The organism is Streptomyces sp. NBC_00582 (assembly GCF_036345155.1).
Taxonomy (GTDB): domain Bacteria; phylum Actinomycetota; class Actinomycetes; order Streptomycetales; family Streptomycetaceae; genus Streptomyces.
On record NZ_CP107772.1, the window covers coordinates 9,410,600 to 9,431,342 of the forward strand.

Below are 20,743 nucleotides of genomic sequence, written 5' to 3' on the forward strand. Positions count from 1 at the left end.
CACGGCCGGGGCCGCTGTTCCATAGTCCGAGGTATGGACGCGCGCGAGGAAGCGCTGCGACAGGCACACGACCACGCCGTCCGCTGGCTGGCCAGTCTGTCCCACCGCCCGGTTCCCGCCCGCGCCTCGGTCGAGGCGATCGTGAGCGCGCTCGGCGCCGGACTGCCCGCAGGACCCAGCCCGCCCGCCGAGGTCGTCGACCTGCTGGCCACCGCCTGCGAACCCGGGCTCACCGCGTTCCCCGCCGGACGCTTCTACGGGTTCGTCGTCGGCGGCACCGAACCGGCCGCCCTGGCCGCCGACTGGCTGGTCAGCGCCTGGGACCAGAACTGTGTGATGCGGGCGGCGGCCCCCGCGTACGCGGCGGCCGAGGAGATCGCCGGCGCGTGGCTGCTCGACCTGCTCGGCCTGCCCGCCCCGAGCGCCGTCGGCTTCACCACCGGCGCCACGATGGCGAACTTCACCTGCCTCGCCGCCGCCCGCGACGAGGTGCTGCGGCGCGCCGGCCGGGACGTCGGCCGCGACGGGCTCACGGGTGGACCGGCCGTCCACGTCGTCGCCGGTGCGCAACGGCACATGGCGATCGACCTGGCGCTGCGCTACCTCGGGCTGGGCCGACCCGACCTGGTGGCGACGGACGACCAGGGACGGATCGAGCCCGAGGCGCTGCGCGAGGCCCTCGCGGCGGGCGGGCGCGGGCCCGCGATCGTGGTCCTCCAGGCCGGAGACATCCACTCCGGCGCCTTCGACCCCTTCCCCGAGGCGGTCCGGGCCGCCCGCGAGGCCGACGCGTGGGTGCACGTCGACGGCGCCTTCGGACTGTGGGCCGCCGCGTCCCCGGCCCACGCACACCTCACGGCGGGCTGCGCCGACGCCGACTCCTGGGCGACGGACGCCCACAAGACCCTCAACGTCCCCTACGACTGCGGTCTCGCCGTGGTCCGTGACACGGCGGCGCTGCGGGCGGCGATGGGCCTGCACGGCGCCTACCTCATCCACGACGCACAGGGCGACCCCGTCGACAAGGTGCCTGAGCTCTCCCGGCGCGGGCGGGCCTTCCCCGTGTGGGCCGCACTCCGCTCCCTCGGCCGGTCGGGCGTGGCCGACCTCGTCGAACGGCTCTGCCGGCACGCCACGGCGTTCGCCACCGGCATCGCAGGCATCGACGGGGCGAGCGTCCTCAACGACGTCGTGTTCACCCAGGTCTGCGCCGCGTTCGGCGACGACGCGCGCACCGACCGGGTGATCGACCGGCTGCTCGCCGACGGCACCACCTGGATCAGCGGCTCCCGGTGGCGGGGACGGCGCGTCCTGCGGATCTCGGTGAGCAACTGGTCGACCACGGACGAGGACGTCGCGCGCTCACTGGAGGCGATGCGACGGGCGGCGGCCGGGGTCTGAGCCCCCGGTCACGCGGACTCCCCCGTCCTGCGTCGCCCCGGTCTCCTCGGTGTCCCCGGTCTCCCCGATCGCCTCGGTGTCCAGGCGCAGGGCGAGCACGGCCCGGTCGTCGTTGTCGGCGCCGGCCGACCAGCGTGCGGAGTCGGAGCGCACGAACGACACGACCGCCTCCGGATCGGGGGCGCACTCCTCACGGAAGCGCTCGCCGAGCCGCCGCAGCACCGGATAGAAGACACCGTCCGCGTCCCGGGCCTCGCTCACCCCGTCCGTGTGCGCGACCAGCACCTCGCCGGGGCCGAGCGGGTGCACGGTCGTCTCGTCGCCGCCCGCCGCCAGCGCGCCCAGGCCCAGCGGCAGCCCGGGCGCGGTGACCAGCCGACGGGCCTCCCGGTGGCCGACCACCAGCGGGGAGGGGTGCCCTCGGTCGACGATCCGCACCTCGCCGCCGCCCGGCGGGAACTCCAGCACCAGCGCGGTCACGAAGAGCTCCGGGTCGCCCTCCTCACCGGCCGGACCGTTGCGGGCGATGCTGAGCTCCAGCCGTTCGGCCAGCCGGCTCAGGCTCCGCCACTCATGGGCCGACACCCGGAAGCTGCCCAGCACCGCCGCGACCGTCTGCACCGCGCCCAGCCCCTTGCCCCGCACGTCACCGATGATCGCCCGCACCCCGAACGGCGTCTCGCACACGTCGTACAGATCACCGCCGACCAGCGTGCCGCCCTCCCCGGCCTCGTAGAACCCGGCCGCGCGCACGGGACCGAGCCGGTGCGGGACCGGCCGCAACAGGGTCCGCTGCATGGCCTCCGCGATCGAGTGGGCCCGGATCAGATGCTGCCGGGTCCGCTCCCGCTGCCGGGCCAGCGCCACACTGGCGACGCCGATGAGGAGCGTGCCGACGTACACCGCGACATGGTGCTGCTCGGCGAAGTGGCCGGGGCGACGGGCCGCCATCCACATCTGCAGGCCCAGACAGACCACGGCCGACAGCGCCGTGCCGCGCGGGCCGCGCGTCGCGGCGGCGAGCGGCGGCACCGCGATGAGGACGAAGCTCACCGGCTCACGGCCCCTGACGATCACTTCCATGAGCACGTCGACGGCCACCGCGATCAGCGGCAGCCACCACACCCAGCCCCGCCGCGGGGACGGGGGCCGCAACGCGGCGTCGAGGCTCTCGCGGGACACGGCACGCGCCCTAACGTCCGGGCCCACGGGGGCCGGTCCCGTGCGCCAGGCCCGCTTCGGGGCCGGTGGCGTGCGCCAGGCCCGCCTCGACCCGGGTGAGCTGGGCGGTCAGGCTCAGCAGCCATGCCTCCAGGTCCACGAGGGTCGCCAGGGGTGGGGTCGGTGCCGGCGCTGATGCCGGGTGCGGTGGCGCTCCGTCCGGCGGCGGTCGCTCCCCGGCGCACAGGGCCGCGAGCCGCTCGACGGTCCGGGCCGCCGCCCGGGCGTCCGCCCGCGCCCGCTCCACCGCGTCCGGGGGCAGAGCGGTCGCGGGCCGGTCGAAGCGGGGGAGCCAGTGGGCGCCGAGCAGGATCTGATGGGTCGCGATGAGGACGCCGTGCCAGTCGGCTCCGGCCGCGGCCCCCGCGGCCGGCTCACTGCGGAACTGCGCGTAGGCGGACTCGGCCAGCCGCATCCGGTGCAGGGCGGGCAGCGTCGACGGGGGCGGCGCGGAGCCCGGCGGCACCGCCGCCAGCGAGGTGACCGTGCCCTTGATCAGCGACGCGCACTCGTGCAGCAGGCCCGCCATGGTCCGCCGCACCTCCCGGCGGGCACCGGACGGCCAGGCGAGCAGCGCACACAGCAGACCGATGACGCTGCCCGTCACCACGTCCACGATCCGCGCCTCCGCGAGCCGCCAGGTGGCCGGGGTGATCTGGGCGAACGCGCTGGCCACGACCAGGGTGAACAGGGCCTGCGCCCAGGCGATGCCGAGCAGCGGTCCGACCGAGAACGCGATCAGCATGCCCGGCGCGAGAATCGCGGCGTAGGCGTCGGTGTGCTCGCCTAGACCGATGAGCAGGGCGCCCGCGGCGACCGCGCCGGCCAGATTGCCGGCCACCGCCTGCCGCATGGCCGCCCAGGTCTCCCCGACGGTCGTCCTGCTCAGCGTCAGCACCGCCAGCAGCACCCAGAACCCGTGGGTCAGGTCGAGCGAACCGGCGACCAGCCGTGCCGCGCCGAGGGCGAGGGCGACGCGGAGGGCGTTGTGGAACTGCACCGAGCGGACCGTCATGTTGCCGAAAATCCGGCGCAGCCACAGCCGGAGCGTCGACGCGTTCGTGTACCAGAACAGCTCCCGGGGCTCGATCGGAGCCGTGCGCCGCCCCTCGAGGGCGACCCGTACGGAGATCTCCAGCGCCCGCGCCGACTCGGCCACCCCCAGCAGCGCGGCCTGCCGACGCAGCACCGTCACCACGTCCGGCCCCGTGGCGCCGGTCTCCGCGCCCTGCCGCATCCGCATCCGCTGGAACGCGCCGATCGCCTCGTCCAGACGCCGGGGGACCGGCCGGGCCCGTCCCGCCCGCAGCGCCGCGGCGCTGTCGGCACACCGCTCCGCGACCTGCGGCAACAGCCACCGCGACGCACGGTCGCTGTGACGGCGGCCGTCCCCGAGCAGATGGTGCAGCCGCCCCGTCTCCGTCAGATGGGCGAGCTGTTCCAGCAGTCGGCGCGACGCGGAACCCGCCTGGGCCAGTCCGCGGGCCCGGCGGCCCGGACCAGCGGGGCGTTCGGCGGGCGGGAACCTCGACAGCCGCAGCCGCTCCCCCTCGGCGCGCAGCGCCTCCGGCGGGAGGCCGACCCGCCCCGCGAGGGTGTCGCCCACGAGCGCCACGGCCTTCGCGACCCCCGACCGGTACGTCGCGCCCCCGGGCTGCGGCAACAGGAACACCTCGCACAGCGCGAGGAGCACCACGCCCGTGGCGAGCCCGGCGAGCCGCAGCCCCAGGGTCTGCGGCGCGTACGGCGGGAAGCACGCCAGGATGTAGAAGAGCTGGAGGCCCGGCGCCGCCCCGGCCGGCCGCGGGCCCGCGACCGCGGCGAAGGCCAGCAGGAAGCCGACGACGAGCATCCCCAGCACCGCCGCCCAGGTCCGCACCGCCAGCGCGGTCCCCAGCGCCACCAGCGCCAGGCCCGCCGGCAGCGCCTTCAGCATCACCTCGGCGCGCTGCCGCCCGGAGCCCGGCACGGCCGACAGCAGTCCGAGGGCGATGGGCCCGAACAGCGCGTACAGGGCCGGCACCGGTTCGTCCAGGCCGTACAGGAAGGCGTAGAAGCCCGTGGCCGACGCCACGGTCACCCGCACCGACCGGTGCAGGATCGCGGCCCACCCCGCGCCGCCGAAGAGAGCCCCGATCCGCGCGGTCGGCGAAGACTCAGCGCGCATGAGCACGTTTCCTCTCGGGCCGACGCCCCCGAGGCATCGCGGGCGGGCCGGACACACGCGCCCCGCCCCCTCATTGTCAGCCGCCCCCGCCCACCCCGCAGCCCAGCCACGCGAAACGCACGGCGCGCCCGACGGGGTCGGGAACCGCGGGCCCCGCCGACGCCGACGCCGACGCCGGATCCCGGCGAGCGGGGCGCCCCCGCACCGCATCCCGGGACGGGCCCTGATGCCTGGCTGAATCCGGATACCTGGCTGAATGCTGAATACGGATGCCCGGCCGGTTGGCGATGCCCGGCCGAGCCGCGATGTCCGGCCGAGCCGCGATGCCCGGCTCAGTCCGGGATCTCAGCCGTGCCAGGCGCCCGGCGTCGGACGGCGCCGGGTCCCCGGTGGAGCCCGGATCCGTGGCCGGTTCCAACGCCCCGGCCTCGGACGGCGCCGGAGCCGTATCCCCGCCCGGGCGCACATGCTCGGCCGGGTGCAGATGCATGGCCGGGCGCACATGCTCGCTCTGGCGCACATGCTCGGCCGCCCCACATGCCCGGCCGCCCCACATGCCCGGCCGCCCCACATGTCCGACCGCCCCACATGCCCGGCCGGGCCGGGTGCCCGATCGACGCCGAGCCCGGTGCCTGATCGCTGCCGGGCCCCGGTGCCTGATCGACGCCGGGCCCGGTGCCTGATCGTTGCCGGGCCTGGTGCTCCCAGGCTGCGTGCAACACCATGGCGGGCTGTGCCGCGCGGCCCTACGCTCGCCTCCACATCGGCGGGGCGCCGGGCCGCACGGCGGCCGGGCACCCCGGGGTGGACGACCCAGGGGGGCACATGATCTGGTCACGGCTGCGCGGCGCCCGGCGGGCGCCCAGGCTTCCGCTGCCCGGCGTCTGCGGGCACGGGCGGCACACCGTTCGCACCGAGCGCCTCCTGCTCTACACCCCGCGGACCCAGCTCGACCTCGCGGTCTGCCTGGCCGCGGGCGCGGACCCCGAGGCCCAGCGCTGGCTCGGCTGGGACACCGTGGGCGTGATGGCCGACGCCGGTGTCCGCAGGTCCCTGGTCCAGCTCCGCCCCGCCGACGCCGGCGTCCGGCCACCGCTCCCCGGGGTCCCGGTCCTGCTCGCCCAGCCCTACGAGCCGCGCCCCGAACACGGCGAGGTGCTGATGGCCGTCCGCCTGGACGACGGCCGGTATGCCGGCTACACGGAGCTGCACCCCGGCACCGGCGAGATCGGTGGATGGCTGGCCCCGCACGCGCGCGGCCTCGGACTCGGCACCGAACTGTTCCGTGCCGCCGCCCTCCTCGGGCACGACCACCTGGGACTCGCGGCGGTCCGGGCCGGATACGAGCCCGCGAACACCGCGAGCGCGCGGGCCCTGACGGCCGCCGGCTTCGTCCCCGCCGACGGGCCGCCCCGCCACCGTCTGCGCAACGGCCGGGTGATCGACGCCCGCTGGGTGCGGCACCCCTCGCAGACCCCGCCCCAGCACTGCCCGGGCGCGAGGGCCGTTCCCCCGGACGCGGACCGGACCGACTAGGGAGTGACGGCCCGGTGCGGCCGGGCCGGGCGGGGAGGACGAGGGAAGACCGGGGGCCTACAACGCCCTGGCCACCAGCAGCGCCACGTCGTCGTGGTCGTCGGGATGGCGCAGGCCGTACAGCAGCAGGTCGCAGATCTCCTCCAGCGGCCGGTCCGGTTCGTCGAGGAAGGCGAGAAGGACGTTCAGCCGGTCGTCGATGGAGTGGTGCCGGGTCTCGACCAGACCGTCCGTGTAGAGGACCAGCACGTCACCGGGGGCGAGATCGGTCGTGGTGGTCTCGAAGGGGATCCCGCCGACGCCGAGCGGGGCACCGGCCGGCAGGTCGAGCAGCGCGGGGGCGTGGCCGGGGCCGACCAGGGCCGGCGGCATGTGGCCCGCGTTGGCCATCCGGCACTGCCGGGCGCGGGGGTCGTACACCGCGTAGAGGCAGGTCACGATGTAGTGCTCCAGATCGCAGGTGATCTTGTCCAGGTGCTGGAGCACCTCGCCGGGTTCGAGGTCGAGGTCCGCGTAGGCGCAGGTGGCGGTGCGCAGCCGGCCCATCGTGGCGGCCGCGTCGATGCCGTTGCCCATGACGTCCCCGACGACCAGCGCGGTCTTGTCGTCGGTCAGCGGGATGACGTCGTACCAGTCGCCGCCCACCTCACTGGTGGCCTGCGCCGGCTGGTAGCGGGAGGCCAGGTCGAGACCGGCGTGGTGCGGCGGGTGGTCCGGCAGCAGGCTGCGCTGGAGGGTGAGCGCGGTGTTGCGCACGCTCTCGAACCAGCGGGCGTTGTCGATGGCCACGGCCGCCCGCCCGGCCAGCTCACCGGCGAGGACGACGTCGTCGTCGTCGAAGGGCAGCGGGTTGCGGGTCCGCTTGAGGTCGAGGGCGCCCAGCACCTCGCCGTGGGCGATCAGCGGGACCGCGAGATACGAGTGGACACCCGCCCGCGCCAGCAGCGAGCCGGCCTCGGCGTCGCGGGCGATACGGGGGATGTCGCCGGCGCCGACATGCCGCACCAGGACCGGCCGGCCGGTGTGGACGCACAGGGTGACCAGACGGTCGCCGTCGTAGGCGGCGATGTCGCCGGGGGCGTCGGCGGCCCGCAGGGCCACGGTCGGATGCGCCGCCTTGAGCGCGAGGGAGCGGAACAGCTCGGGGCCGTCGTCCGGGCGGCGGGAGCGGCGGCAGGCCAGCGCGGAGTCCAGGACGTCCACCGCGACCACGTCGGCGAGCTGCGGCACGGCGATCTCGGCCAGCTCACGGGCGGTCTGCCCGACCTCCAGCGTGGTGCCGACCCGGGTGGAGGCCTCCGCGATCAGGGCGAGGCGCCGCCGGGCCCGGTCGGCCTCCGCCGCCGCCCGGTGGCGTTCCGTCACGTCGACGACCGAGGCGGCCGCGCCCAGGACCCGCCCTCCGGCGTCCTCCAGCCGGTAGAAGGAGAGCGACCAGGCGTGCTCGCGATCGGGGTCGGTGCGGGGACGGCCCACGTGGTACTGGTCGAGCAGCGGCGTCCCGGTGGTGAGCACCTGCCGCAGCGCGGACTCGATGGTGTCCACATCGGGCAGCGGCAGGGTCTCCCGCAGCCGCCGGCCGACATGCTCCTCGGCGGGGATGCCGTCGATGCGCTCCAGGGCCGGGTTGACCAGCAGATACCGCAGATCGGGGTCGAGGAGGGCCAGCCCGATCGGGGACTGGTCGATCAGCCGCTCGCACAGGGCGAGGTCGGTCTCGACGCGTTGCAGCAGGGTGTGGTCGGCGGCGATACCGAGGGCGTACACACCCCCCAGGTCGTCCTGGAGCCGCATGTTGCGGAACTCCATCAGCCGGGTGCCGCCGTCCTTGTGGCGGATGGGGAAGGTGCCGGCCCAGCTCCGGCCGGTCTCCAGCACCTCCGCGAACAGCCGAACCACGGCCTTCAGATGCTGGGAGTGGATGAACAGCCGCGCCGCGTACTTGCCGAGCGCCTCGTCGGCGGTGTAGCCGAACAGTTCCTCGGCCTGCGGGGTCCAGAACACGATCCGTCCGTCGGCGTCCAGGACCATCGCGGACACGCTCAGGACGTCCAGCAGCCCCGTGGGCGGGGGTGCCCCGGCCGCCTCGGTGCCGTACACGTCCTCCGCGGACGGGAAGGGTTCGGCTGTCATCGCCAACCTCCTCCCCTCCATGCTGCCCCCGCCCGGGGCGTCCGGAAAGCACCGAGGGCTCGGCGGCGCTCCGGGCGCCCCGCGCCCGTGCACATCCGTCGGACAAGCAGGACCATGGGTCGTGTAAAGGATGGCCCGATGGACCCTGCGCGAGAAGCCTCCGACGCCGCTCCGGCACCGGCGCAGCCGCGCGATCTCCTCGACGCGTCCACCGACGCGGCGGCGGTCGTGCGGGCGGACGGCGTCGTCGTCGGCTGGACCCGGGGCGCCGCCACGCTGCTCGGCCGCCCGGCCGCGGAGGTGGTGGGCCGCCCCGCCGCGCGGCTGATGGCGGGCCCCCGCGACCCGGCCCGGGTGGCCGGTGTCGCCGAGCGGTGCCGGGCGGGCATGGGCTGGAGCGGTCAGCTCCCCGTACGGCACCACGACGGCCGCGCCGTCGAGGTCGACCTGCGGGTCTCCGCGTCCTTCCGTATCGGCGAGGACGAGTGCTTCCTGCTCTCGGCGCGCCGCCGCAGCCCGCACTGGACGGTCGGCCAGTCCGTCCTCGACGGATTCCTCACCCGCTCCCCGGTCGGGATGGCGGTGATGGATCTCGAGCTGCGCTATGTGTGGCTGAACGACACGCTGGAACGCTTCGGCGGCGTGCCCCGCGAGGAGCGCCTCGGACGGCGGCTCAGCGATCTGCTGCCCGGACTGCAGACGACCACCCTCGAAGGGCTGATGCGCAAGGTCCTGGACTCCGGCGTCCCGGTCACCGACTACGAGTACCTCGGGTGGAGCTGGGCCGACCCGCACCGCCAGCGCGCGTATTCCACGTCCTTCTTCCCCCTGGTCGACTCCGACGGCTCCGTCACCGGCGTCTGCTACATGGTCCAGGACGTCACCGAGCGCTGGACCGCCCGCCGGCTGCTGGCGCTGGTCAACGAGGCCGGCACCTTCGTCGGCACCACCCTCGACGTGCTGCGGACGGCCCAGGAACTCGCCGACTTCGCGGTGCCCCGGTTCGCGGACTTCGTCGTCGTGGACCTTCTGGAGACCGTGCTCAGCACCGAGGGCCACGGGGCGTGGCTGACGGACGCGGGACCGGCGCCCGCCCGGCCGGCGATGCGCCGCGCCGGGATGAACTCGGTCCGGGAGGGCTGCCCGGAGGCCGTGGCCCAGGTCGGCGACCGGGTGGACTTCCTGCCCCCGCCGCACGACGGGCACCTCCTCGTCGAGGGCGAGCCGATCCTCATCCCCGTCCTCGACCCCTCCGACGAGCTCTGGACCAGGGAACAGCCCGCGCGGGCGGCCACCATCCGGGAGTTCGGACTGCACTCCCTCATCTCGGTGCCGATGCGGGCCCGGCACACCGCCCTCGGCCTCACGACGTTCATCCGGTCGGTCAACCCCGTGTCGTTCGAGCCCGACGACGTGCTGCTCGCCCGTGAACTGGTCGCGCGGGCCGCGCTGTGCGTCGACAACGCCCGCCGGTACACCCGGGAGCACACCGCGGCCGTCACCCTGCAGCGCAGTCTGCTGCCCCACGCCCTGTCGGGCGGCACCGCGCGGTGGCCTCCTCCTATCTGCCGGCGGACCCCAGCGACGGGGTGGGCGGGGACTGGTTCGACGTGATCGAGCTGTCCGGGGCCCGGGTGGGCCTCGTCGTCGGCGACGTGGTGGGACACGGCATCGCGGCCGCCGCGACCATGGGCCGGCTGCGCACGGCGGTGCAGACCCTCGCCGACATGGAGATGCCTCCCGAGGAGCTGCTGGCCCACCTGGACGACCTGGTGCTCAGGCTGAGCGCCGACCAGACCGACGGGACGGCCGTACGCCAGGACACGGCCGCGTTCCTCGGCGCCACCTGTCTGTACGCGGTCTACGACCCGGTCACCCGGAGCTGTCGGATGGCCCGCGCCGGGCACCCGCCCCCCGTCGTCGTCGGCCCCGACGGACAGGTCTCCTTCCCGGAGCCCCCGGCCGGCCCTCCGCTCGGGCTCGGCGGGATGACCTTCGAGGCGACCGAGATCGAGCTCGCCGAGAACAGCCTGCTCGGCCTCTACACCGACGGCCTCGTGGAGGGCACGGACCAGGACATGGAGCGCGGCATGGCCCGGCTCGGCGACCTGCTGACCCCGTCCGACACCGACCTCGCCGCTCTGTGCGACGCGGCGGTACGGCGGCTGGTGCCCGTGCCCCAGCCCGACGACATCGCCCTGCTCCTGGCCCGCACCCATGCGCTGGGTCCCGACCAGGTCGTCTCCTGGGACGTGCCCGCGGACCCGGCCGCCGTCGCCGACGTCAGGGCCCGGGCGACCCGCCAGGTGGCGGCCTGGGGGCTGGAGGAACTGGCGATGACCTCGGAACTCGTCGTCAGCGAGCTGGTCACCAACGCCCTTCGCTACGGCACTCCGCCGATCCGGCTGCGGCTGCTCCGTGACACCCGGCTGACCTGCGAGGTCTCCGACGCCAGCAGCACGGCCCCGAGGCTCCGGCACGCCCGGAGCATGGACGAGGGGGGCCGCGGCCTCTTTCTGGTGGCCCAGCTCGCCCACCGGTGGGGAGCCCGCTACACGGGCGAGGGGAAGATCATCTGGGCGGAGCAGGAGATCAGCCGGTGAGCAGCCCGTCCATCCGGCCCCCGCCAGCCGCGGGCCTCCGCCATGCCCATCTCCACCAGCCGGTCCATCTGCTCGCGGGTCTCGAAGGACCACCGGACCTTCATGCGCGTGCCGTCCCCGTGCGGGGTCGGCCGGACCCGCACGTTCATGGTCGGCAGGGCGGGGTCCGGCTTCCCCTCCTCGTCGGTGAACTCGTCGGCGAAGCCGTCGGTGAAGTCCGGGGACGTGGGCGCGGCGACCGAGGTGACGAGGTGTGGCGGCTGTGGGCCGACCCCCGTCGCACGGGCGTCGGACGGGCGGCGGCGAGCTGCGACACCGACGGTCCGTCGCCGGCGCAGCGGCTGACCATGTCCGTCAGCGCGGTACGCGGCCTCCCGGCGCGGCCGCACCGCTGTGACCTGCTGTGACATCCCCCACCTGCTCTTGCCCGAGCGGGGAACGCTTCCCTACGTTCGAACCATGTCCCACCACGGCCCCACCCCCGACCGGACACCGTTCGACTGGTCCGTCGACCTGAGCGCGCACGAGATGCTCCGGCGGGCCCACGTCATGGACGCCCTCGGCGCCGACTGGGACCCCGTGGAGGCGCTCCAGGGCGAGGAGACGGCGTACCGACTGCTCTACTCCGGCCTCAGCGCCGAACAGCAGCGCATCCACGACGAACTGGTCGCGGCCGGTGTGCTCCCGCCCCGGGGAGACGGCGATGCTGCCGCTTGACCCCCAGGCCGACCCCGGTCGCCGCGCCTGGGTGGCCTGTCCCCGGTGCAACGACCACCAGGGCTGCGCCACCTGCGAGGAACGCCGCACCTGCTCGACGCACTGGCGCTATCTGCTCTCCAACGTCGGCAGCCTGCTCCATCTGCAGTGCCCCTCGTGCGCCCACGTCTGGGACCACGAGACCCACTTCGGCGCCACCCGCAGCCGCTGGGAACGCATCACCAGCGGCCTGCGCCGCGACTGACGGCACACCTGCGCCCGGACGGCGCAGCCGCGCCCGCTTTCGGATGACCCGGCCGTCTGTCGCCGGGGACGGCCCGCGGAGCTGACGGAGGATCGCCCTCGGCGGTCATCCCCGCCTGCCGCCCGTCCGCCCGGAGGCAGCCGTGCACATCCTGCTGGTAGCCAGCGCGTTCAACAGCCTCACCCAGCGCGTCCACGCCGAACTGCGCGACCGCGGCCATGCGGTGGCGGTCGAACTCGCCCTGCCGGACGCCTCGTTGCCGGACGCCGTCCGACGGCACGCGCCGCGGCTCGTCCTCGCGCCGATGCTCAGGACGGCGATCCCCGAGGACGTGTGGACGGCGTACCCCTGTCTCGTCGTCCATCCCGGCCCCGTCGGGGACCGCGGACCGTCCTCGCTGGACTGGGCGATCCACGAGGGCCACGACGTCTGGGGCGTCACCGTCCTGCAGGCCGACGCGGAGATGGACGCCGGTGACGTGTGGGCCAGTGTGCCCTGCCCCGTCCCGCCCGTGGGCAAGAGCGACCTGTACCGGGGCGAGATCGCCGACGCCGCGCTGCGGGCCGTCCTGCTCGCCGTGGACCGCTTCGCCGGCGGAACGTACGTGCCGCGCCGGCAGGACCCGGCGGCCACGGCCGACCCCCGTCCGCGGACCCGCCCGTACCTGGACCAGGGCGTCCGGCGCATCGACTGGGCCGAGGACTCCACCCGGACCGTGCTGCGCAAGCTGCGGGCGGCGGACTCCCAGCCCGGTGTGCTGGACGTGCTGTTCGGCGAGGAATGGTATCTGCACGGCGGCCACCCCGAGCCCGTCCTGCGCGGACACCCCGGAGCGCTGCTGGCCACCCGGGCCGGGGCGGTCTGCCGGGCCACCACGGACGGCGCCGTCTGGATCCCCGAGCTGCGGCTCCGACGGCTGCGCGGGGCGCCGCCCACCTTCAAGCTGCCCGCCGTGCGCGCCCTGGGCGACCGGCTCCCGGCGCTGCCCGACCACACCCCCGAGGGGCTGCCCGACCTGCCGGAGTCCGCCTGGACGGACATCCGCTACCGGGAGGACGGAACCGTGGGCTTCCTGTCGTTCTCCTTCCCCGGCGGAGCGCTGAGCACCGAGCAGTGCCGCCGCCTGCTGGACGCCTACCGGAAGGCGTGCGAGCGGCCCACCTCGGTGCTGGTGCTGGGCGGCGCCCGCGACTTCTTCTGCAACGGCATCCACCTCAACGTCATCGAGGCCGCCGCCGATCCGGCCGCCGAGTCCTGGGCCAACATCAACGCCGTCGACGACCTCGTCGAAGCGGTCCTGACGACCACGGACCGCCTGGTGGTCGCGGCCGTCGCGGGCAACGCCGCGGCCGGCGGCGTCATGCTCGCCCTCGCCGCCGACGAGGTGTGGTGCCGCTCGGGCGCCGTGCTGAACCCCCACTACCGGCTGATGGGCCTGTACGGCTCCGAGTACTGGACCCACACCCTCCCGCGCCGGGTCGGCCCCGTGGCCGCCGCACGCCTCATGAGCGAGGCCCTCCCCGTCAGCGCGGCGGCCGCCCTGGGCCTCGGGCTCGTCGACCGCGTGGTCGAGTGCGCCCCGGACGCCTTCGCCGCCGAGGTCGCCCAGCGCGCGGCCCGCCTGGCCGCCCTGCCCGCGACGGCGGACCGCGTCACCGCGAAGAAGGCGGACCTGGACCGGCTGCAGACCCTGACCCCGCTCGCCGGCTTCCGGGAACGCGAGCTCGCCCGGATGCGGGAGACCTTCGACGACCCGCACGCCTCCTACCACGCCCTGCGCCGCGCCTTCGTCCACAAGAAGCGGCTCACGGGCACCCCGCCGCACCTCGCCCGGGTTGCGCCGGCCGCTCCGCACCCCAGTCCCCCCGCTGTCACCGGAATGGCCCTCCCCGGTGTCTCACCCGGGCCGAACCGCTGATACGAAGAATTCTGATGGCCGAAATGCAGGCCTTCGTCCCTTACCTCCCCAGGAGGCGGTCCCATGAGCCAGGCGACGCCGAACACGGCCGGCGCTGCGGACGCCACAGGCGCGCCCGCCGACGAGACACCCACGATCCACATCCTCTGGATCAACGCGGGGCTGAGCTGCGACGGCGACTCGGTCGCGCTGACCGCGGCCATGCAGCCGAGCATCGAGGAGATCGCGCTCGGCGTGCTCCCGGGCCTGCCGAAGATCGCCGTGCACTGGCCGCTCATCGACTTCGAGTGCGGCCCGGTCGGCGGCTCCGACACGTTCATCGAGTGGTTCTTCAAGGGCGAGCGCGGCGAGATCGACCCGTTCGTCCTCGTCGTCGAGGGCTCCATCCCCAACGAGGCGATCAAGCCCGAGGGCTACTGGTGCGGCTTCGGCGACAACCCGGAGACGGGCCAGCCGATCACCACCAGCGAGTGGATCGACCGCCTCGCGCCCAAGGCCCTCGCCGTCGTCGCCATCGGCACCTGTGCCACGTACGGCGGCATCCACGCGATGGCCGGCAACCCGACCGGCGCGATGGGCGTCCCGGACTACCTCGGCTGGGACTGGAAGTCGCAGGCCGGCATCCCGATCGTGTGCGTCCCCGGCTGTCCGATCCAGCCCGACAACTTCGCCGAGACCCTCACCTACCTGCTCTACCAGGCGGCCGGCTCCGCCCCGATGATCCCGCTGGACGACAAGCTGCGCCCGACCTGGCTGTTCGGGGCCACCGTCCACGAGGGCTGCGACCGGGCCGGCTACTACGAGCAGGGCGAGTTCGCGACGACGTACGACTCGCCGAAGTGCCTGGTGAAGATCGGCTGCTGGGGCCCGGTCGTCAAGTGCAACGTGCCCAAGCGCGGCTGGATGAACGGCATCGGCGGCTGCCCCAACGTCGGCGGCATCTGCATCGCCTGCACCATGCCCGGCTTCCCCGACAAGTTCATGCCGTTCATGGACGAACCCCCCGGCGCCAAGGTCTCCAGCACGGCCAGCGGCGCGTACGGCGCCGTGATCCGCAAGCTCCGGGACATCACCGCGAAGACCGTGGACAAGGAGCCCAAGTGGCGCCGTACCGGCGAGAAGATCACCACCGGCTACCGGCCCCCCTGGTGACCCCGGCCTGACTCACCCCCCACACCCCCGCGCGACGAAGGGCACGGCAACGACCATGGCAAGGACGAAGGCGGCCGGAGACGACACCGGTCTGGTGGAGATGGCCTGGGACCCGATCACCCGGATCGTGGGCAGCCTGGGCATCCACACGAAGATCGACTTCAAGCAGAAGCGGGTCGCCGAGTGCTACAGCACCTCGTCGGTCTTCCGCGGCTACAGCGTCTTCATGCGCGGCAAGGACCCCCGCGACGCCCACTTCATCACCAGCCGCATCTGCGGCATCTGCGGCGACAACCACGCCACCTGCTCGGTGTACACGCAGAACATGGCGTACGGAGTGAAGCCCCCGCACCTCGGTGAGTGGATCATCAACCTCGGCGAGTCCGCGGAGTACATGTTCGACCACAACATCTTCCAGGAGAACCTGGTCGGGGTCGACTACTGCGAGAAGATGGTCAAGGAGACCAACCCCGGCGTCCTCGAACTCGCCGAGCGCACCGAGGCCCCGCACGCCGCCGAGCACGGCTACCGCACCATCGCCGACATCATGCGCTCGCTCAACCCCCTGGAGGGCGAGTTCTACCGCGAGGCCCTCCAGGTCAGCCGCTACACCCGCGAGATGTTCTGCCTGATGGAGGGCCGCCACGTCCACCCCTCCACGCTCTACCCGGGCGGCGTCGGCACCATCGCCTCCGTGCAGCTCTTCACCGACTACCTGAGCCGCCTGATGCGGTACGTCGAGTTCATGAAGCGGGTCGTCCCGCTCCACGACGACCTGTTCGACTTCTTCTACGAGGCCCTGCCCGGCTACGAGGAGGTCGGCCGCAGGCGCGTCCTGCTCGGCTGCTGGGGCGCGCTCAACGACCCCGAGTACTGCGACTTCACGTACGCCAACATGACCGACTGGGGCCGACGGATGTTCGTCACCCCGGGCATCGTCGTCGACGGGAAGCTGGTCACCAACGACCTCACCGCGATCAACCTCGGCATCCGCATCCTGCTCGGCAGCTCCTACTACGAGGACTGGCAGGGCCAGGAGCAGTTCGTCACCCACGACCCGCTCGGCAACCCCGTCGACCCCCGCCACCCCTGGAACCAGCACACCATCCCCGCCCCCCAGAAGCGGAACTTCGACGACAAGTACAGCTGGGTGATGTCCCCGCGCTGGTTCGACGGCAAGGACCACCTCGCCCTGGACACCGGCGGTGGCCCCATCGCCCGCCTGTGGTCCACCGCCCTGTCCGGGCTCGTCGACATCGGGTACGTCAAGGCCACCGGGCAGAGCGTGGTCATCAACCTGCCGCGCACCCTGACCAAGCCGGAGACCACCTTCGAGTGGAAGATCCCGAAGTGGTCCAACGCCCTGGAACGCAACCGCGCCCGCACCTACTTCCAGGCCTACGCCGCCGCCGTCGCCCTGCACTGCGCGGAGAAGGGACTGGAGGAGGTCCGCGCCGGACGCACCCAGACCTGGGAGAAGTTCGAGGTCCCCGACGAGAGCATCGGCTGCGGCTTCACCGAGGCCGTCCGCGGCGTCCTCTCCCACCACATGGTGATCCGCGACGGCAAGATCGCCAACTACCACCCGTACCCGCCCACCCCGTGGAACGCCAGCGTCCGCGACTCCTACGGCACCCCCGGCCCGTACGAGGACGCCGTGCAGAACACCCCCATCTTCGAGGAGAACCCCCCGGAGAACTTCAAGGGCATCGACATCATGCGCACCGTCCGCAGCTTCGACCCCTGTCTGCCCTGCGGCGTCCACATGTACGTCGGCGGAGGCAGGACCGTGAAGTCGATGCACGTGCCGACCGGCCTGAGCGGACTGGGCGGGTGAGCGCGCCGGTGACGCCCCGCCCCACGACCGCCGAGCAGACCGGGCGCCGGGTCGAGGAGGTCCTGGACCGGCTGGCCGCGAGCGGTGAAGGCGCCGCCGCGGCCGAGGAACTCGTCCGCTCCCTCATGGACCTCTACGGCTCCGCCCTCGCCCGCATCGTCGAACTCCTCGCCCCCGCGCCCGGCGAGCCCCTCGCCGGCCTGCTCGACGACGACCTCGTCGCGAGCCTCCTCGTCCTGCACGACCTGCACCCCGAGGACCGCGACACCCGGATCGCCCGGGCCCTCGACGGCGTCCGCGACCACCGGCTGGAGGTCGTGGGCTTCGACGAGCACAGCGGCACGCTCAGACTGCGCGCCAGGGCAGGCGGCGGCTGCGGCTGCGGCTCCGGCACGGACGCCGCGCGGGCCGCCGAGACGGCGCTCGCCGGCCTCGCCCCCGAGGTCAGGGCCGTGGACGTGGAGACCGCCCCGGCCGGCCCCACGCTCCTGCAGATCGGCACGGCGCCGACGGGGGTCCGATGAGCACGACCGCCCCCGGCCTGCGGAGGTTCCTCACCGAGCGCCCGCCGCAGCCCGAGCGGTGCGAACTGTGCGCGGCGGTGGTCCCCGAGGACCACCGCCACCTCGTCGACACGGAGCAGCGCGCCCTCGTCTGCGCCTGCCCCGCCTGCGCGGTCCTGATGGAACAGCCGGGCGCCACCGCGGGCCGCTTCCGCGCGGTCCCCGCCCGCTACCTCAGCGACCCCGGCCACCGCCTCGACGAGCGGGCCTGGGAGGCGCTGCAGATCCCGGTCGGCGTCGCCTTCTTCTTCCGCAACGCCGCCCTCGACCGGCTGGTCGCCCTCTACCCGAGCCCCGCCGGAGCCACCGAGAGCGAACTCGACCCGGACACCTGGACCGCGGTCCTCGGCGACAGCCGGCTCGCCGGCCTCCTCGCACCCGACGTCGAGGCGCTGCTGCTGCGCCGCACCGACGACCGCGTCGACTGCCACCTCGTACCGATCGACGTCTGCTACGAACTCGTCGGCCGTATGCGGCTGTTGTGGCAGGGCTTCGACGGCGGCCGGGAGGCGCGCGCCGCGCTCGACGCGTTCTTCACGGACGTGGCGCGCCGCGCCCGCCCGGTGGACGCGGCAGGGGGCCGCTCATGACCGAGTTCTCCTTCTCCTGCACGGGCGTGCGCGCCGACCGGTTCGCCGCCGGGCCGACACTCGTCTTCCGGCTGCGCGTCACCGCGTCCGACGACACCCCCGTGCACGCCCTCGCGCTGCGCTGCCAGCTGCGGATCGAACCCGCCCGGCGCGGTTACGTCTCCGAGGAGGCCGACGGGCTCAAGGACCTCTTCGGTGAACGCTCCCGCTGGGGCAGCACGCTCCACCCGGTGCAGTTCGCGCAGGTCCCGATGATGGTCTCCGGGTTCACCGGGGAGACCGAGGCCGACCTCGTCGTCCCCTGCACCTACGACCTGGACATCGCCGCCACCCGCTATCTCGACGCCCTCACCGACGGCGAGGTCCCGCTGCTGATGCTGTTCTCCGGTACGGCCTTCACCGGCGCCGGCGGCTTCCACGTCGAGCCGGTCCCCTGGGACCGCGAGGCGGCGTTCGGGATGCCGGTCGCCGTCTGGCGGGAGATGGTCGAACAGCACTTCCCCGGCTGCGGCTGGATCCGGCTGCCCCGGGACACCATGGACGCCCTCCTCGCCCACCGCTCCCGGCACGCCCTGCCGTCCTGGGAGGCGACCGTCGAGGCCCTGCTCGACCGCGCGGCCGACGGCGGCGCCGACGAACGGCCGGAGAGCCGCGACCCGTTGCGCGCGCTCACCGCCCTGACCGTGAGGACCGACTCGTGACCGTGACCGCGTTCGCCCCCGAGACCGAGGAGCGGTTCGCCCTCGCCCGGCAGGTGGCCGACGCCGTCCTCTTCGAGGGCTATGTGCTCTACCCGTACCGCGCCTCGGCCGCCAAGAACCGGCTGCGCTGGCAGTTCGGGGTGCTCGTGCCGCCCGCCTGGGGCGCCGGGTGCGAGGAGCACGACTTCCAGCACACCGAATGCCTGATGGAACCGAGGCGGGGTGCGACGCTCTCCGTGGAGGTGCGCTTCCTGCACGCCCGCCGGCGCACCGTGCAGCGCACGCGCCCGGACGGCGGCCACGACACCGTCCCCGAACTCCGCCTCGACGACCGGGTCCTGGTGCCCTGGGACGAGGGCGGCGAGGAACGCGTCGAACTGGTCGTCCCCGTCGAGGAGTTGCTCGGCGACGGCGTCACACACCCCTTCCGGGTCCCGGCCCGCGAGGACACCGAACCGGTCAGGGACGCCTCGGGCACCACCGTCGGCCGGCTGCTCCGGCGGAGCGAGGAGATCCACGGAACCGTCCGGCTGTCCGCCACCCCGCTCGACGGCCCCTACCGGACCCTGCGGCTGACCGCCGTCGTCGAGAACACCAGCCCCTGGACGCCCCCCGCGGACCGGGCCGCCGACCGGGACGCGGCACTGCCGCACTCCCTGGTGGCCACCCATCTGCTCATGGCCCTCAGCGCCGGATCGTTCCTGTCGATGACGGATCCCCCCGAATGGGCCAGGGGCGCGGTCGCCGCCTGCCGCAATCTCCACACCTGGCCCGTCCTCGCCGGCGAACCCGGCCGCACGGACCTCGTGCTGTCCTCCCCGATCATCCTGGAGGATTACCCGGCCATCGCACCGGAGAGCCCCGGCGCGCTCTACGACGCCACCGAGATCGACGAGATCCTCGCCCTGCGCACCGCCGCCCTCACCGACGAGGAGAAGCGCGAGGCCCGGGGCACCGACGCGCGGGCCGCCGCCGTGATCGACCTGGCGGACTCGATGCCGGCGGAGGTGCTGGAGCGTCTGCACGGCGCGGTGCGCGGCCTGCGCGAGGTCACCGGGGAGACCGGAGCGCCGAACGCGCCCGGCTTCTCCGGCTTCCCCGACGAGCACGGGGTGCCGCGCCCCGACACCCCCTGGTGGGACCCGGCGAGCGACGCGGGCTTCGACCCGGACCGGGACACGGTCGTCGTCGGCGGCAGGCCCGTCGGCAAGGGCAGCCGCGTCGAACTGCGGCCCGGTCTGCGGCACACCGACGCCCAGGACCTGTTCCTCCAGGGCCGCGCCGCGACCGTCGAGGCCGTGCTGCACGACGTCGACGGCGTCGTGCACCTCGCGGTCACCGTCGACGGCGACCCCGGCGCCGACATCCGCCGCGCACAGGGCCGCTACCTCTACTTCCAGCCGGACGAGGTCGTACCGCTGGAGGCCCGACCATGACCCGCACGCTCGTGGCCGGCATCGGCAACATCTTCCTCGGCGACGACGGCTTCGGCGTCGAGACTGCTCGCCGGCTGGCCGGGCGCCGGCTGCCGGAGCACGTCGAGGTCGCCGACATCGGCGTGCGCGGGGTGCACCTCGCCTACCAGCTCCTCGACGGCTACGGCACCCTCGTCCTCCTCGACGCCACGGCACGCGGCGAGGCCCCCGGGACGCTGTACGTGATCGAGTACGAGGGCCCGGGCGCCGAGCCCGGCGCGGTCCCCGCGATCGACGGCCACCGGATGACCCCGGACACCGTCCTGGCCCTGCTGGACACCCTCTGTGCCGGCACCGGCGCACGACCACCCCGGCGCACCCTGATCGTCGGCTGCGAACCGGCCTCGGTGGACGAGGGCATCGGACTCAGCCCGCCGGTGTCCGACGCCGTACCCCGGGCCGTACGGCTGATCGAAGAGCTGCTGCGGGACGGCGAGCCGTCCACGGCACAGGCCGGGGCCGCCGAGGCTCCGCGCGCGAGATGA

16 protein-coding genes and 1 pseudogene are annotated in these 20,743 nt (G+C 74.2%); 13 read left to right on the forward strand and 4 right to left on the reverse strand.

Going from position 1 to position 20,743, the window contains the following annotated elements; genetic code table 11:
* Window positions 1–33: 33 nt before the first annotated feature.
* Entirely contained in the window at window positions 34–1,401 is a 1,368-nt protein-coding gene (locus tag OG852_RS42580) for a pyridoxal phosphate-dependent decarboxylase family protein (protein WP_330350675.1), read from the forward strand.
* On the opposite strand, the gene OG852_RS42585 is transcribed toward OG852_RS42580, so the two are convergent.
* Both OG852_RS42585 and OG852_RS42590 read right to left on the reverse strand, forming a co-directional pair.
* Window positions 1,363–2,583 (reverse strand): PP2C family protein-serine/threonine phosphatase, encoded by a 1,221-nt coding sequence (locus OG852_RS42585; RefSeq protein WP_330350676.1) that lies wholly within the window; start codon window positions 2,581–2,583, stop codon window positions 1,363–1,365. The two genes, OG852_RS42580 and OG852_RS42585, sit on opposite strands and share 39 nt — an antisense overlap.
* 10 nt (window positions 2,584–2,593) lie before the next feature.
* Window positions 2,594–4,789 (reverse strand): FUSC family protein, encoded by a 2,196-nt coding sequence (locus OG852_RS42590; RefSeq protein WP_330350677.1) that lies wholly within the window; start codon window positions 4,787–4,789, stop codon window positions 2,594–2,596.
* A gap of 825 nt (window positions 4,790–5,614) precedes the next feature.
* On the opposite strand from OG852_RS42590, the gene OG852_RS42595 reads away from it, so the two are divergent.
* On the forward strand, window positions 5,615–6,325 hold the full coding sequence (locus OG852_RS42595; RefSeq protein ID WP_133913103.1) for a GNAT family N-acetyltransferase: 711 nt from the start codon (window positions 5,615–5,617) through the stop codon (window positions 6,323–6,325).
* Between the two features lie 57 nt (window positions 6,326–6,382).
* Here OG852_RS42595 and OG852_RS42600 read toward each other — a convergent pair whose 3' ends face one another.
* Window positions 6,383–8,458: a SpoIIE family protein phosphatase gene (locus OG852_RS42600; protein ID WP_330350678.1), complete on the reverse strand. Its 2,076-nt coding sequence runs from the start codon at window positions 8,456–8,458 to the stop codon at window positions 6,383–6,385.
* Window positions 8,459–8,596: 138 nt separating this feature from the next.
* On the opposite strand from OG852_RS42600, the pseudogene OG852_RS42605 reads away from it, so the two are divergent.
* Window positions 8,597–11,061 (forward strand): annotated as a pseudogene (locus OG852_RS42605) (SpoIIE family protein phosphatase).
* Here OG852_RS42605 and OG852_RS42610 read toward each other — a convergent pair.
* The gene (locus OG852_RS42610; RefSeq protein ID WP_133913106.1) at window positions 11,010–11,471 is read right to left on the reverse strand and encodes a hypothetical protein; all 462 of its coding nucleotides are present in this window, start codon (window positions 11,469–11,471) and stop codon (window positions 11,010–11,012) included. The pseudogene OG852_RS42605 and the gene OG852_RS42610 overlap by 52 nt on opposite strands.
* A 49-nt stretch (window positions 11,472–11,520) precedes the next feature.
* Between OG852_RS42610 and OG852_RS42615 the strand changes: the two genes are divergently transcribed.
* The 10 genes from OG852_RS42615 to OG852_RS42660 all read left to right on the forward strand — a co-directional run bounded on the left by OG852_RS42615 (window position 11,521) and on the right by OG852_RS42660 (window position 20,743).
* Complete coding sequence (locus OG852_RS42615) at window positions 11,521–11,778, forward strand: DUF6400 family protein (RefSeq protein WP_330350679.1); 258 nt, start codon at window positions 11,521–11,523, stop codon at window positions 11,776–11,778.
* On the forward strand, window positions 11,765–12,022 hold the full coding sequence (locus OG852_RS42620) for a hypothetical protein (protein ID WP_133913107.1): 258 nt from the start codon (window positions 11,765–11,767) through the stop codon (window positions 12,020–12,022). Before OG852_RS42615 ends, OG852_RS42620 begins: the two co-directional genes overlap by 14 nt.
* A gap of 142 nt (window positions 12,023–12,164) precedes the next feature.
* Window positions 12,165–13,940: an enoyl-CoA hydratase-related protein gene (locus OG852_RS42625; protein WP_330350680.1), complete on the forward strand. Its 1,776-nt coding sequence runs from the start codon at window positions 12,165–12,167 to the stop codon at window positions 13,938–13,940.
* 63 nt (window positions 13,941–14,003) lie between these two features.
* Window positions 14,004–15,092 (forward strand): hydrogenase expression protein HypE, encoded by a 1,089-nt coding sequence (locus OG852_RS42630; protein ID WP_133913109.1) that lies wholly within the window; start codon window positions 14,004–14,006, stop codon window positions 15,090–15,092.
* A 55-nt stretch (window positions 15,093–15,147) separates the two neighbouring features.
* Window positions 15,148–16,929: a nickel-dependent hydrogenase large subunit gene (locus OG852_RS42635; RefSeq protein ID WP_330350681.1), complete on the forward strand. Its 1,782-nt coding sequence runs from the start codon at window positions 15,148–15,150 to the stop codon at window positions 16,927–16,929.
* A complete protein-coding gene (locus OG852_RS42640; protein WP_133913111.1) occupies window positions 16,926–17,453 on the forward strand; it encodes a hypothetical protein in 528 nt (175 codons plus the stop codon). Before OG852_RS42635 ends, OG852_RS42640 begins: the two co-directional genes overlap by 4 nt.
* Window positions 17,450–18,082 carry a DUF5947 family protein gene (locus OG852_RS42645; protein WP_133913112.1) on the forward strand — a complete coding sequence of 211 codons (633 nt, stop codon included), beginning with the start codon at window positions 17,450–17,452 and terminating at the stop codon, window positions 18,080–18,082. The genes OG852_RS42640 and OG852_RS42645 overlap by 4 nt, the downstream gene beginning before the upstream one ends.
* On the forward strand, window positions 18,079–18,783 hold the full coding sequence (locus OG852_RS42650; protein ID WP_330350682.1) for a DUF6084 family protein: 705 nt from the start codon (window positions 18,079–18,081) through the stop codon (window positions 18,781–18,783). Before OG852_RS42645 ends, OG852_RS42650 begins: the two co-directional genes overlap by 4 nt.
* Complete coding sequence (locus tag OG852_RS42655; protein WP_330350683.1) at window positions 18,780–20,219, forward strand: hypothetical protein; 1,440 nt, start codon at window positions 18,780–18,782, stop codon at window positions 20,217–20,219. Before OG852_RS42650 ends, OG852_RS42655 begins: the two co-directional genes overlap by 4 nt.
* Window positions 20,216–20,743, forward strand: coding sequence for a hydrogenase maturation protease (locus OG852_RS42660; protein ID WP_330350684.1), 528 nt, complete (start codon window positions 20,216–20,218; stop codon window positions 20,741–20,743). Before OG852_RS42655 ends, OG852_RS42660 begins: the two co-directional genes overlap by 4 nt.